The sequence below is a fragment of the uncultured Maricaulis sp. genome (assembly GCF_963975345.1).
Lineage (GTDB): Bacteria > Pseudomonadota > Alphaproteobacteria > Caulobacterales > Maricaulaceae > Maricaulis.
Genome location: NZ_CAXBGE010000011.1, coordinates 68,584 through 81,643 on the forward strand (window position 1 = coordinate 68,584; position 13,060 = coordinate 81,643).

Consider the following 13,060-nt stretch of genomic DNA (forward strand, 5'->3'; position numbering starts at 1 on the left):
GGCGATGAGCGAGCCAACCCCCGACGCGCCAGCCCCGAAGACGAAAAGCGCCATGGATCGCATCACGATCGGTGTGATCGCCCTGGTGAGCGCCCTGTTCGGTCTGCCGATGGTGTATTCCTCGGGCACCCAGATCGGCGCGATGTTTGCCGGCACCATGCCGAGCCTGTGGACCGTGGCACTGCTGCCGATCGGGCTGGGCCTGGCCTTCCTCGCCATCCGGCTTGGAATTGCCGCGCTGACGCCGGGCAAGCCGAAGCCATGAGCGAAGCGCCGGTCCCCGCAGCCGTCAAGCTGATCCGCCCGGCGATCTATGCCGGCGTGCTGGTCTGCCTTGTCGGTGCGGCACTGGTGTCGGGCAAGCTGGAGCTGGGCCTGCCGTTGGTGGTGGAGATCATTCTGCTCGCCATCGGCGTGGCGATCCTGATCTTCGGCATTCTCGCGGCGCTCTCTTGGCGGATCGCCAAGACAGCGATGGCGAATGAAGCGGCGGGCATCCCCCCGCTGCCCTATGATGACGAAGACGACGAATAGCGCATCCGGATTATGGATGTGGGCGATAATCTGGATGACGTCGTGAGGCGCATCTGCGACGAGTTGGAAGAAGTGAGATCGACATGAGTGAATCCACCTATCACATCACCGGCTCCACCGGCGACTGGGAAGTCGTGATGGGGCTTGAAGTGCATGCCCAGGTCGTTTCCAACTCGAAACTGTTTTCCGGCGCGTCGACCCAATTCGGCGCCGATCCCAATACCCAGGTCTCCCTGGTCGATGCGGCGATGCCGGGCATGTTGCCGGTGATCAATCATGCCGTGGTCGAACAGGCGGTGAAAACCGGGTTGGGGCTGAATGCTGAGATCCACCTCTTCTCGCGCTTCGACCGCAAGAATTACTTCTACCCCGATCTGCCGCAGGGCTATCAGATCTCGCAATTCCAATTTCCCATCGTCGGTGAGGGCGAGCTGGAATGCGAACGCGATGATGGTTCGCGCTTCACGGTCGGGATTGAGCGCCTGCATCTGGAGCAGGATGCCGGCAAGTCGATCCATGATCTCGACCCGAACTCGACCTATGTCGATTTGAACCGCTCCGGCGTCGCGCTGATGGAGATCGTCTCCAAGCCGCATATCCGCACGCCCGAAGAGGCCTCGGCCTATGTCTCCAAACTGCGCTCCATCCTGCGCTATCTGGGCACGTGTGGCGGCGATATGGAAAAGGGTCAGCTGCGCGCCGACGTCAATGTCTCGGTCTGCCGCCCCGGCGGCTATGACAAGTTCCGCGAAACCGATGATTTCAGCCATCTCGGCACGCGTTGCGAGATCAAGAACGTCAATTCCCTGCGCTTCATCCGCCAGGCGATCGAGTTTGAAGCCCAGCGCCAGGTCGACCTGATCGAGGATGGCGGCACGGTGCAGCAGCAAACGCGCCTGTTCGACAGTGTCACAGGCGAGACCCGCTCGATGCGCTCGAAGGAAGAAGCACACGACTACCGCTACTTCCCCGATCCCGACCTGCTGCCACTCGAGCTGCAGCAGACATGGGTTGATGAGATCAAGAACAATCTGCCCGAATTGCCCGATGAGAAGCGCCAGCGCCTGGTCCATGACCTCGGCCTGTCCGATTACGACGCCTCCGTCCTCGTCTCCGACAAGGATCGCGCCGACTATTTCGAGGCCGTCGCCGCAGGCCGCGATGCCAAGCTGGCTACCAGCTGGGTCAATAATGAGCTGTTCGGCCGCCTCAACAAGGAAGGCCTCTCCATCACCGAGAGCCCGGTCTCGGCCACCCAATTGGGCCAGTTGATCGCGCTGATCTCTGACGACACCATCTCCGGCAAGATCGCCAAGGATGTGTTTGAGATCCTCTGGGATGAGGGCGGTGATCCGGCCGCCATCGTCGAGAGCCGCGGCATGAAACAGGTCACCGATACCGGCGCCATCGAAGCCGTGATTGACCAGCTCATCGCCGACAATCCCGACCAAGCTGCCCAGGTGCGCGAGAAGCCCAAGACGATGGGCTGGTTCGTCGGCCAAGTGATGAAGGCGATGCAGGGCAAGGCCAATCCGCAAGCCGTGAATGAGATTTTGGCGAAGAAGCTGCTGGGGTAGGGGACGCGCTAAAGGGGACAGGTATAATTAACACATCGCGGACGGTCCGCCAGAATGGGCCCGCCGAAACGCCGCGTTAATTATACCTGTCCCCTTTAGCCCTTTAGCTGGCACCCACCCCCGCAATAATGCTATCGCTCTGTGAGCGAGCCTCGGAAACAGCACTCATGATGCAGACACAGGATAATTCCGCGCTGGAGGATATCGTCCCGATCGACGTGGTGCAGAACCATCTGCTGGCGATCTGGCACTGGTTTGTTCAGGCCATGCTCGATCTCACGATCGCGCTGCAGATCGGGTTGATCGCGGCGGCGATCATTCCGGCGCTGATGTTCGGACCGCGTCTGCAGCGGTTGATTGAGCACCATACAGCTTCGCGAATTCGCACCGGGCTGGCGCGGCGGCTGCTGTCGGCGGCGCTCGCGCTGGCCACACCGCTGGCCCTGTTGATGGTGCTGGCGACCGTTCGCGTCGTGCTGGGCAGTCTGGATCGGCCCCATGCGTTGATCGATGCGGCAATGAGCCTGATGACCGCCTGGCTGGTGATCCGGGCCGTGACGCTGATCATCCGCTCCAAATTCTGGTCGAATGTGGCGTTCTACGTGATCTGGCCGATCGCGGCGCTCGACGTGTTCGGCCTGCTTGATGATGTCGTGGTCCAGCTCCAGGCGCTGGCCATCCCGCTGGGGCAGACGGCGGACGGTGCGCCGGTCGATCTCAGCCTGTTCGATATCCTGCGCACCGTGATCTATTTCGCGGCCCTGTTCTGGCTGGCTTCGCTGGCCGGGCGCGCGGTCAATTCCCAGCTGGAGAAGGCCGAGGAGTTGACGCCCGCCTTCCGCGCGTTGATCGCCAAGGTGCTCGGCTTTATCCTGCCGGTCGCAGCCCTGCTGATCGCGCTGCAATTGACCGGATTCAATATCGCGACGCTGGCGATCTTCTCCGGTGCTGTCGGTATCGGTGTCGGTCTGGGTTTGCAAAAGACGGTCGCCAATTTCGCCGCCGGTTTCACCCTGCTCGCCGATAAGTCGATCAAGCCCGGCGATGCGCTCGAGATTGACGGCACGTTTGGCTGGGTCACCGAGATGCAGTCCCGCTATGTCTCGATCCGCACTCGGGACGGCACCGAAATGCTGATCCCGAATGAGCGCTTCATCGTCGAGGGCGTCATCAACTGGTCGAAATCCGACCGTGCCGTGCGCGTGCATGCGCCGTTCGGCGTGTCCTATGGTGTCGACGATGTTGAACATGTCCAGCAGATCGCGATCGAGGCGGCGCTGGGTGCAGACCGCGTGCTGGCCGACAAGACGCCGGTCTGTAATCTGATGGCCTATGGCGACAGTTCGATCGATTTCGATCTGCGATTCTGGATCACCGATCCGGAGAACGGGCTCTCGAGTGTTCGCAGCGGGGTCTATGTCTCGCTGTGGAAGGCGTTCAAGGTCCATGGCATCGAATTCCCCTTCCCGCAGCTGGACGTGCATGTGAAGCAGTTGCCGCGCACTGCGCCTGCGGAACAGCTTTCCGCGCCTGAATAGGCAAGGTCGCTTTCCCTCTCCGCTGGAGAAAGGGCGCTCCATTCACTTAGGTAAAAGCATAAGTTTTTGCTTGACGCAATTAGTCGCGGCTATTTACATAGCCATATGCCTAACTATTCCGCCGATCTCGACAACACATTCCGCGCCTTGGCTGATCCGACCCGCCGGGCGGTGATTGCGCGCCTCATCCAGGGGCCAGCTTCGGTTTCTGAACTGGCGGAGCCCTTCGATATGGCGATGCCGTCCCTGATGCAGCATTTGCGTGTGCTCGAGACCGGCGGGCTGATCCGCTCGTCCAAACAGGGGCGGGTGCGCACCTGTCGGATCGAACCGGCGCAATTGCAACGGGCCCAGGACTGGCTCGCCAGCCAGCGCGCCCTGTGGGAAGGCCGGTTCGACCGGCTCGATGATTGTCTCAAGGACCTTCAAGCGAAAGGAGAGCCGAATGACGGCCGCCCCTGAACCCGCCGGCTTTGATCCGGCCACTGATCTGACCCTGAACCGTTTCATTGATGCGCCCGTCGAGCTGGTCTGGACGGCTTGGACGACCCCGGAGCATCTCAAACAATGGTGGACGCCGCGGCCCTGGACGACGCCAGAGGTCGAGATGGATCTGTCTCCGGGCGGGATCTTCAAGACCGTGATGCAATCGCCCGATGGCGAGCTATTTCCTTATACCGGATGCTTCCTCGAGATTTCACCGCTGCGCCGCATCGTTTCGACCAATCAGATGGGACCGGGTTTTCGGCCCCTGATCGGACCGATTCCCTTCACCGCCGTCTTCAGCTTTGCCGCCGAGGGCAAGGGCACGCGTTACAGCGCTCACGTGATGCATCCCGACGAGGATGGGCGCAAACGTCATGAGGATATGGGTTTCCAGGAGGGCTGGGCGATCTGCATGGCGCAGCTGGCCGAGTTCACCGACTCGCTGAAGGCGGGGGCACAATGAGCGCCGCGCCGGCCAGCCATGAGAGCTTCACGCTGACGCGCCAGATGGCGGCGCCGCCAGCGGTGGTGTTCCGCGCCTGGGCTGACCCGGCCGCGCGTACAGTGTGGAGCGCGCCTTCGGCGGCGGTGGAGATCGTCTATGACGCAGCCGATTTTCGTCTCGGTGGCTGTGACGTCGTGCGCTGTGTCGAGCCGGACATGCCGGTCTTTGCTGCCGAGGTTTGCTATCACGACATCGTCGAGGACCGCCGCATCATATTTGCTGAAAGCGTGTCGCGCGGCGATGAGCGGATGGCTGCAGCTCTGATCTCGGTCGAGATTGTCGCTGAGGGCGAGGGAAGTACCCTGACGGTCACCCTGCAGCTGGTCTCGCTCGACATTGAGGGCATGGGATCAAATTACCGCCTCGGCTGGACGGCGGCGCTGGATAATTTGCAGATCTGGGTGAACGAAGCGGGCGCAGGAGGCCGGGCATGAGCGAACGCAAGATCATCCATGGCGGCTTCTCCATCGATCGCTGTTTTGATTTCACGCCGCAGGCCGTATTTGCTGCCTGGTCCGACCCAGCGGCGAAATATCGCTGGTTTGCCAATGTCGACAGGTTTGGCGAGATTGATTACGCGCTGGATTTCCGCGTCGGCGGTCACGAAACCGCTTCGGGCATCGCGCCGGATGGCCGGCGCTTTACCAACGACACCAGGATCCACGACATTATTGTCAATGCCCGCCTGGTCTTCTCCTACCGGATGACGCTCGGCGGCGTGCCGATTTCGGTCTCGCTGACCACAGTCACCTTCGAGGCCGATGGCGCTGGCACGCGTGTGACCTATGCCGAGCAGGGCGCTTTTCTGGACGGTTATGACGGGGTGGCGGAACGTGAGGGCGGTTGTGCCTGGATGCTGGGCCGGCTCGGCAAGGAATTGCTGCGGGTCTCTGGCTCCAGCTAGGCCGGCTTGATTTGTTCGAGGGCGGCCTCGGTCTCTGCACCCTCGTCCGGGCACAGGCTGGTCAGATAGCGCTGGGCACCGCTATGGGCGTCGATCATTTCGCGGAAGCGCATTTTGACGATGGCCTCGATGATCGCGTCCCAAGCCGCGTTCTCCGCTTCCTCATCGTGCTGGATACGACCGTCTTCCTCGTGCATGAAATGCAGGTGTCCGAACTGGCGATAGGGCCAGGCGGGCAGGGCCTTGATCGCGTCCTCGACCAGCATCAGTTTTTTCGCGTCATCGAGCCGCGCATCACCATCGACCCGCTCTCGGACTTGCGGACCGCCGGGCAGGTAGGGAACCGGATCAAGCGCGTTCTGAAAACGCGCCGTGCGCGCCAGCAGCCCGTCTTCATTGTAACAATCGATGAAATCCTGGTCGGCCGTCATCGGCGCGGCAAAACTGCACACCTCGATGTGGCGGTCGGGATATTGTGCCCGGATCAGGGTAGCGCCCAAGCAGGCCATCGCCCCGCCCTTGGAGTGACCGGTGACGCGAATGGCGCTCGCCGATCCGGCATTGAGCGTTTCCAGGGTTTCGAGCAGATCGGTTGCCAGGCTGGAGACCGCAATTCCAAATGCGCTGGCAACCTGGCCATACTCACGCTCGCCGACTGTCCAAGGCATCGGTACCGTCTGGGCGTCGTGCAGCCAGTCCGTGGCCCAGCGCCAGAAAATCATGTCCTGCGGCGGCAAGGTGCCGCGAAACGTCACCAGCAGGCCGCCATCATCCGTGCGGCAGACAAAGCCGGCATGCACATCATGAAGGCCGCTGACGAAGACCAGCGGCCGTGTGCCCTTTTGCAGACCGGCCTCGTCCAGCAGGGGCAGGCCCGAGGCGAGACGGCGATCCTCGATCAGATAGGCGGCATTGCAGGCATGGATCAGTCGGCGCGGCCAGGGATTGTCGTTCAGTGCGTCGATGACCGGATCAATCAACTCGCTCGCGGCACTCTTGATGTCATCGAGGATCGGGCTGTCGGAAGGCGGCATGGCAAGGACAAACTCGGGGTGTCATGAGGACGGGAGGTGGTTGTCGGCGCGCGGCTAGAGCAGGCCGATCTCGCGCAGGCGCTGATTGAGGTAATCATTGGCACGCATGGCTTCGGGGTATTGATCGGGATGCTCGGCCGTGGCGCAGCCGGGCAGGGTCTCGATCATATAGTCGGGCCGGTAGTGCAGGAAGAAGGGCATGGAATAGCGCGAATGCCCGGTACGCGCGCCCACCGGGTTGATGACACGGTGCTGGGTCGAGGGCAGGAGGTCATTGGTCGAGCGCGCCAGCATATCGCCCATATTCACCACCAGGCAGCCGGCAGGCGGATTCATGTCGATCCACTCTCCCGAGCGCGTCCTGACCTGCAGTCCGGGCTCCTCAGCGCCGAGCAGCAAGGTGATGGTATTGATATCGCCATGCGCTTCGGCGCGGATCGAGCCGCCCGGATCGCCAGCGACAGGCGGGTAATGCAAGAGGCGCATCACCGAATTGCCGTCCCTGACCGTGTCGTCGAAGAAGTCAGCGGCGAGGCCGAGATCGAGCGCGATGGCGCTCAGCACGCGCCGGCCGAGTGCGTCGAAATCCTGATAGAGACCGTGGACGATATCTTTCCAATCGGAGATTTCGGCGGGCACGAGATTGGGCGCCATGTCGGTCTCGTAGCGATGACCAGGCGGCAGATCGCGGCCGACATGCCAGAATTCTTTCAGATCGACATGCTTGGCGTCCTTGGCGATCTCCTTGCCGAAGGGCGTGTAGCCGCGCGCGCCGCCGCCGCCGGGGATGAAGTATTGCTGTTTTACAGCCTCGGGCAGGGCGAAGAATTCCGCCGCCTTGGCATAGGCGCGATCGATATGGGTCTGGTCGAGACCGTGATCGGAGATCGCAGCAAAACCGAATTCCCGGAAGCTGCGTCCCAGCTCGGTGGCGAAACCTTGCGGGTCGCTGGCCTGGCGGGCCATCGAGACGGGGGTGAAGCGGGAAAGGCTATCGCTGGCTGACATCGGGCTTGGACCTGTTCTGGTGTGGCGACGGGGATAAGGGTTTGCGGCCTGCCTGCCAAGCTGTCTGAGGTTAATGACGCGGCTGTGATCGCAGCTGTTCTTGTAAGCCCCGGCTTCCGCACCATGTTCAAACCACAGGGAAGTCCTGCAAATCATTCTGACGGAGACCCATTATGCCCGCACCGATCGAACTCTATTACTGGCCGACTCCGAATGGCTGGAAAATCTCCATCGCACTTGAGGAAATGGGCTTGGCCTATGATCTCAAGCCGGTGAATATCGGTGCCGGTGAACAGTTCGAGCCGGCCTTCCTCAAGATCAGCCCCAATAACCGCATGCCCGCCATCATCGATCCCGATGGACCGGATGGCCAGCCGATCTCGGTGTTCGAGAGCGGGGCGATCCTGCAATATCTCGGGCGCAAGTCCGGCCAATTCTATCCCGCCGACCCGCGCGCCCGCGCCGAAGTCGAGCAATGGCTGTTCTGGCAGATGGGCGGGCTCGGCCCAATGGCCGGTCAGGCGCATCATTTCCGCAGCTATGCCAAGGCAATCGAGCCCGATGAGAGCAAGCTGGAATACGGCAAGACGCGCTATACCAATGAGGTCAACCGGCTCTATGGCGTGCTGGAACGGGCCTTGTCTGACGGGCGCGACTATATCGCCGGCGAATATTCCATCGCCGATATGGCGATCTGGCCGTGGATCCTGCCGGAAGGCCAGGGCCAGGACCTTGGTGATTTCCCACGCCTGTCCGCCTGGATGGAGCGCGTCGGGGCACGGCCTGCGGTCAAGACTGGCCGAGCCCTCTACCAGGAATCACGCCGTGCGCTCGACGAAGACAGCGAGGCGGGCAAGCAGGCGCGCGCTCAGCTGTTCGGCCAGAAGGCCCGTGCCTGAGGCTGAGACGGCGCGCGGATTCGCCTTGCACGCGTAAGAGCTTGCCTCCGCCCGCCTGGCATTCGATGCTAGGGCGGGACAAAAAGGGGGCAAGCCCATGGCTGACGCCCCGGGCGCAGCACAATCTGGCGATCCAGCCGGTACACCGGAACTCGCACCACGGCGCCCCGGCGGATTGACGGGGGCTGAGGCTGCGCGTTTGCTCGCCACTGATGCCTGCCGCGCGGATACCTGTTCGCCTTGGGAGGCGTCGCCGATCGGCGTCACCGCATGGCTTCTCTGGCGCGCGATCCTCAAGGGTTTCAGACCGGTTTGGTTGATTGCTTCGCTGCTGGTGACGGTCTGGTTCGGCGCTCACGTCGTGATTGAGCGCGGCGGCATCGCCGCGATGACCCGCACCGAACCCGGTCTCGAGGCCCGCATCCAGTCGGCCCTGGCGGCCTCTGTCCCTGACGGGGTTGAGGCGCGTGATTACTGGGTCGGTCAGATGTCGCAGGCACTCGACGGCGATGCACGCCGGCGCGCCGATCTCGACCGCTTCCGCGCTTGGGCGGTGATTGGTCCCGATCTGATCGGCCGCGATCGGCTGGCGTTACAACATCTCGCTGGCCCAGCCGGGCCGGCTGTCTTGAACGCTCGCCTGAGCGCCGCCCCGCCCTGGGTACGCGATGACCGGTTGGCGCAGGGCTATCGTGAACTGATCGCCAACGACGCCGCGCGGCAGCTCGATCCACCGCAATTGGTGTTCGCACCGCCCGAGATACTGACGCGTCAGGCGGCGGCGCAATTCCACTGGTCGATTGCCGAGCACAGCGCCAATGCTTTCTTCAGCGGCCGGCTCAGCGGCCAGTTCGAATTGACCATGGTGCCCGGCCTTGTTGTCGGTGAGGGCGGCGATACGCGTTTGTATGGCGGTGTGCGTCAGCTCTATATGCAGGCCTGCGCCCGTGAGCCACAAATGAAGGGCTGTGAGACCGGCATTGTGCCGCCGCAGAGCTTTGACCCGGTACGCTATGCCTTGGCGGCGCTGGAAGCCGGTGTCGTCGATCTCAATCTGCCTACCAGTGTTATCCATGACGGGGCGCAGGTGTTGCAGGCGGCGCGCGAATCCGGACGGGTTCAGCCGGAGCTGGAGGCGCAATTGCGCGGCTGGGTCGAGACCGTCCTGCCACCAGACGAGATTTCCGCTGCCCTGCAGCGCGCGGCGCTGGCGCCAGATTTCGCCTTTTCCGCTCCGGGCCAGGCGCAGCGTCCACTGGCCGGCCAGATCGAACACCGTTCCGGTAGCGATACCGCCGCGCTGTCGCGTCTGCTCGACGATCTGGCGCGCATTCGCCGCACATCGTCGGCGATGACAGCGATCCGCGTCGTCTCGGCAATCAGTGAGCTTAACCAAGCCGATTATCTCGTGCGTATCTCAAACACGGCCGGCGACCGTCTTCTGGCGCTGCACCTGGCGCTCGGTGAGGGTGTGTTTCACCTGCTCGATTCAAGCGCAGAAGCCCACCGCCCGACGGCTCGATCGGTCAATTTGGCCTGGGCTGGACTACTTTCGACGGCGATTGTCCTGTTTTTGACTCTGGTTCGGCTGGCGACATCGCCTCTGGTGAGGCGGGCGAGTCGCCTGACAGCGCTGGACGCGCGGTTGTCGCGTTTATTCCTTGGTAGGAAAAGCTAACTGATTTAAAGGCTTATGGCATATTTTTCCTGAACTCTCTTAACCTTAAAGCAATTCTCTTTGCGCAGGATCGGTCTCGTTCGGAAGGCATTCGGACAGGATGGTGGCGCGGATGACAGATCCATAAGGATCGCATCCGCCGGTGTTACAGGGGAATGATCATGGCGTTTACCGACGTTGAAACTGCGCAAGTGCATGAAGCCGTTACCAGCGACCCGACAGGCGAAGATCTGTGCAAGCTGGGTATTCTGTACTCAACGGGCCAGGGCGGCGAAGTCGACTATGTCGAAGCCCACAAATGGTTCAATCTCGCGGCCCTGATGGGGTCCGAGCCGGCGAAATACTATCGCCAGGAAATCTCTGACCAGATGTCGACGATGGAAGTCGCCAGCGCGCAGCGTGCCGCTCGCGAATGGCTCTCCACCCGCCACTAGCTGATCACCGCACCCTCCTGTCCAGACGCTGCGGATTTGTAATCCGTTGCGTCTGGGACTGGCCGCGCGATTGCTGCCGGCAGGTGTTTCGATGGCTATCGTTTGTTGATCGCGTTCGCGATGGCGTAAGACATCGCCTGGTCGAGCGGCAGGATCGAATTCACATATTGCTCGATGAAGACATTGATCTCGGCCACCGTCGAACGGGGTACGAAGACGATGTCATTGCGGCGCAGCTGCAGCGCGTCGGCACCGTCGCGCCCGCGCAGGGCATCGCGCAGATTGACGGTGCGGCTCATCAATCCGCCGCCTGGTGCCCGCCGCAATATGGTGACTTCACCCCGCGCTGCCGTATCCATGAAACCACCCGCCAGCATCACTGCTTCCAGCGCCCCGATCGGGCTGGGTAAAGCGATCAGGCCCGGTGAATTGACCGCTCCACCGACAATGATGTTCTGCGGCCCAAGCGTCGCACGGCGCACTTCCACAATCGGCGAGACCAGCACATTTTGCGCATAGGCATCGGCGATGACGGTGGCGATCTCGTAATCGGTCTTGTTGGCGACCATGACATTGGCCAGCAGCGGCAGATTGATACGTCCGTCGGGGCCGATTTCTGCTGTGGTCGACAATTCCGGGGCCGAATGGACGGTCACATCGACGCTGTCACCGGGAAAGAAGCGATAATCCGGGTCAGTATCCTGCCAAGCGAGGAAATGTTGGCCGCCCCACTGCGCCGCTTCGGCACTCGGCGTCGGTGCATGGCTGGCACAGGCGCCAAGCCCGAATGAAGCCGCAAGGCACAGGCCCAGACTGATCGCACGCATGAATAATCCCTCGGATTCGCTCAATGAGTGATTTCAGACCCGTTTGGATAAGAAAAAATTAAGCGCAGCGAGGCCCTTATGGAGTCATGACTCGCGATCATCACACAAGCGGCCCGAATGAGGCCCCGGCGACCGGCCTTGGCTCGGGCACGCGCGGCGATCTCGACCTGTTCGATGTCATTGCCCTGGCATGGTCGGAGAAGGGTTTCATCGCCCTGGTGTTTGCAGTTCTGTTCGCCCTCGGGGTCGCCGCTTCGCTCACCATGCTGAAGCCGACCTATCAGGCACATTCAACGCTGATGATTCTGCAGGGCGATAATCCGACGCCAGCCACCGCCGGTTCCGGCGATGCCTTCATTCTTGCGCAGGTCATGCAGTCGGAGAGCCAATTGCTCAGTTCGGCCACGGTGTTGCGCCGCACGCTCGATGCGCTCGGGCCGGAACAGATCCTCGGTGAAGTGGTGCTTGGGGATGCTGACACTGCGGCGCTGAAAACCCTGTCGAATTCCTTTTCACTGGCGCGGGAGCCCAACTCCTCCGCCATCGATGCGAGTTATTCGGCCAGTTCGGCAACCCGCTCCGCACTGGTGTTGAACGCAATCATCGACGCCTATCTGGCTTATCGCGAGGAAGTGCTGATCGAAACCGGTGTCGCCGGGCTAACGGTCCGGCGCAACCAGGCCAATGAATCTGTGCAGGCAGCCCAGGCGGCACGTGATGATTTCCTGTTGCAACATGACCTGTCGAATTTCGAGGTCGAACAACAAACGACGGACACGCTGGTCGGTGATCTGACCGATCGGGTCAATACCTCCAGCGCCAACCTCGAGTCCGCGCGCGCCGGGGCCGCCGCGATTCGCGACCGGCTGCGTAGCGTGCCGGAGAATATCGAGCTTTATGTCGAGAATGGCATAGACGGGGTCCTGCTGGATCGCCAGTCGGAACGGGCGCGGCTGTTATCGCGCTATCAGGCCGGCGCGCCCGCCGTTGTCGCGATTGATCGCGAGATCGCGGCCATCGAGACCTTCCTGGCCAGCGGTACGGCCGACGGGCGCGGCCAGAGCCGAACCGGTCCCAATCCGGTGCGTCAATCGCTGGAAACTGATCTGGCGACCCGCGAAGCCAATGCTCAGGCGGAGTCCTCACTGCTCGCAACCCTGCAGCAGCAATTGCGGGTCAATCGCGATGCGGCGGCGCGCTTGCGCCAACTCGAGCCGGAATTCACCCGACTGGAACAAAATGTCGTCGCGGCAGAACAGGCCGCCGCCATCGTCGCTGGTCAAGAAGCCACCGCTTCGGCGCGCCGTTCCTCGACCTTGGGCGGTGCCGATGCCGTGCGCCTGATCGATCGCGCCACGCCGCCCTTGCAGGCCAAATCGATGAAAAAGCTGGGCCTGATCGCCGCCTTTGTAATGGCCGGTGGTATTGCCCTGTTCTCCGGGCTGATGCGCGGATATTGGCGCGTCTATATCGGTGTACGTGCCATGCCCGCGCCGGCACGCCAGATGCAACCGATTGACGGGGCTGCGACAGCCCAAGCCGGGCCGGCGGCCAATGATCTGCCGCCCGATATTCCGATCCTGGCGCGGGTGTTCGAACGCACAGCGTAAGCGGCGCGTTAACTCCGTTTGCCGCA

The 13,060-nt window shown here is 62.2% G+C and carries 15 protein-coding genes; 12 read left to right on the forward strand and 3 right to left on the reverse strand.

The genetic code is table 11. The annotated features are described in order from the left end of the window. The first annotated feature begins 4 nt into the window (after positions 1–4). The 8 genes from AAC029_RS12550 to AAC029_RS12585 all read left to right on the forward strand — a co-directional run bounded on the left by AAC029_RS12550 (position 5) and on the right by AAC029_RS12585 (position 5,544). Entirely contained in the window at positions 5–265 is a 261-nt protein-coding gene (locus AAC029_RS12550) for a hypothetical protein (protein ID WP_339748290.1), read from the forward strand. Next, positions 262–534, forward strand: a complete 273-nt coding sequence (locus AAC029_RS12555; protein WP_339748292.1) for a hypothetical protein — start codon at positions 262–264, stop codon at positions 532–534. The genes AAC029_RS12550 and AAC029_RS12555 overlap by 4 nt, the downstream gene beginning before the upstream one ends. A gap of 83 nt (positions 535–617) precedes the next feature. After that, complete coding sequence (gatB, locus tag AAC029_RS12560; protein WP_339748294.1) at positions 618–2,111, forward strand: Asp-tRNA(Asn)/Glu-tRNA(Gln) amidotransferase subunit GatB; 1,494 nt, start codon at positions 618–620, stop codon at positions 2,109–2,111. Positions 2,112–2,278: 167 nt separating this feature from the next. After that, positions 2,279–3,649 (forward strand): mechanosensitive ion channel domain-containing protein, encoded by a 1,371-nt coding sequence (locus AAC029_RS12565; RefSeq protein WP_339748296.1) that lies wholly within the window; start codon positions 2,279–2,281, stop codon positions 3,647–3,649. A gap of 105 nt (positions 3,650–3,754) precedes the next feature. Continuing rightward, positions 3,755–4,111 (forward strand): metalloregulator ArsR/SmtB family transcription factor, encoded by a 357-nt coding sequence (locus AAC029_RS12570; RefSeq protein WP_339748298.1) that lies wholly within the window; start codon positions 3,755–3,757, stop codon positions 4,109–4,111. Then, positions 4,095–4,598 carry an SRPBCC family protein gene (locus AAC029_RS12575; protein WP_339748300.1) on the forward strand — a complete coding sequence of 168 codons (504 nt, stop codon included), beginning with the start codon at positions 4,095–4,097 and terminating at the stop codon, positions 4,596–4,598. The genes AAC029_RS12570 and AAC029_RS12575 overlap by 17 nt, the downstream gene beginning before the upstream one ends. Beyond that, positions 4,595–5,074, forward strand: coding sequence for an SRPBCC domain-containing protein (locus tag AAC029_RS12580; RefSeq protein WP_339748302.1), 480 nt, complete (start codon positions 4,595–4,597; stop codon positions 5,072–5,074). Before AAC029_RS12575 ends, AAC029_RS12580 begins: the two co-directional genes overlap by 4 nt. Then, on the forward strand, positions 5,071–5,544 hold the full coding sequence (locus AAC029_RS12585; protein WP_339748305.1) for an SRPBCC family protein: 474 nt from the start codon (positions 5,071–5,073) through the stop codon (positions 5,542–5,544). Before AAC029_RS12580 ends, AAC029_RS12585 begins: the two co-directional genes overlap by 4 nt. Here AAC029_RS12585 and AAC029_RS12590 read toward each other — a convergent pair. After that, positions 5,541–6,578, reverse strand: coding sequence for a lipase family protein (locus tag AAC029_RS12590; protein WP_339748307.1), 1,038 nt, complete (start codon positions 6,576–6,578; stop codon positions 5,541–5,543). The genes AAC029_RS12585 and AAC029_RS12590 overlap by 4 nt on opposite strands. Before the next feature lie 54 nt (positions 6,579–6,632). Continuing rightward, positions 6,633–7,586, reverse strand: a complete 954-nt coding sequence (locus tag AAC029_RS12595; RefSeq protein ID WP_339748309.1) for a 2-oxoglutarate and iron-dependent oxygenase domain-containing protein — start codon at positions 7,584–7,586, stop codon at positions 6,633–6,635. A 173-nt stretch (positions 7,587–7,759) separates the two neighbouring features. Between AAC029_RS12595 and AAC029_RS12600 the strand changes: the two genes are divergently transcribed. The 3 genes from AAC029_RS12600 (at position 7,760) to AAC029_RS12610 (ending at position 10,597) form a co-directional block, all read left to right on the forward strand. Then, the gene (locus AAC029_RS12600; protein ID WP_339748311.1) at positions 7,760–8,485 is read left to right on the forward strand and encodes a glutathione S-transferase N-terminal domain-containing protein; all 726 of its coding nucleotides are present in this window, start codon (positions 7,760–7,762) and stop codon (positions 8,483–8,485) included. 97 nt (positions 8,486–8,582) lie between these two features. After that, positions 8,583–10,163 carry a hypothetical protein gene (locus tag AAC029_RS12605; RefSeq protein WP_339748313.1) on the forward strand — a complete coding sequence of 527 codons (1,581 nt, stop codon included), beginning with the start codon at positions 8,583–8,585 and terminating at the stop codon, positions 10,161–10,163. A 161-nt stretch (positions 10,164–10,324) separates the two neighbouring features. Next, positions 10,325–10,597, forward strand: coding sequence for a hypothetical protein (locus tag AAC029_RS12610; RefSeq protein ID WP_339738797.1), 273 nt, complete (start codon positions 10,325–10,327; stop codon positions 10,595–10,597). Positions 10,598–10,692: 95 nt separating this feature from the next. On the opposite strand, the gene AAC029_RS12615 is transcribed toward AAC029_RS12610, so the two are convergent. After that, on the reverse strand, positions 10,693–11,424 hold the full coding sequence (locus AAC029_RS12615; RefSeq protein ID WP_339748315.1) for a polysaccharide biosynthesis/export family protein: 732 nt from the start codon (positions 11,422–11,424) through the stop codon (positions 10,693–10,695). Between the two features lie 86 nt (positions 11,425–11,510). Between AAC029_RS12615 and AAC029_RS12620 the strand changes: the two genes are divergently transcribed. Further along, positions 11,511–13,034, forward strand: coding sequence for a Wzz/FepE/Etk N-terminal domain-containing protein (locus AAC029_RS12620; RefSeq protein ID WP_339748317.1), 1,524 nt, complete (start codon positions 11,511–11,513; stop codon positions 13,032–13,034). Positions 13,035–13,060: the final 26 nt, after the last annotated feature.